Here is a 230-nt window from a genome sequence, read left to right on the forward strand (position 1 = left end):
AGAAGGTATCTGGCCGGTGCGGCGCGTCGATGCCGATGAAATCCGCCTTCTTGTGCATCCCCACCGCGTGGATGGAGGAGGCATAGACCACCCGCCGCACCCCGTGCTGCGATGCGCCCTCGAAGATGTTATAGGACCCGATGAAGTTCGGCCCGAGCAGTTCCATGAAGGGCTTTTCGTCGACGATGGCGCCGAAATGGATGACCATGTCGGCGCCTTCCAGCAGCGGC

Annotated in this window: 1 protein-coding gene; it reads right to left on the bottom strand. The window is 62.2% G+C overall.

Translation table 11 applies throughout. The features are described from left to right. A partial coding sequence (locus A3728_RS18730) for an NAD-dependent epimerase/dehydratase family protein (RefSeq protein ID WP_150120884.1) occupies positions 1–230 on the bottom strand: 230 nt, incomplete at both ends.

Source organism: Sulfitobacter sp. HI0040 (genome assembly GCF_001634885.1).
Taxonomy (GTDB): domain Bacteria; phylum Pseudomonadota; class Alphaproteobacteria; order Rhodobacterales; family Rhodobacteraceae; genus Sulfitobacter.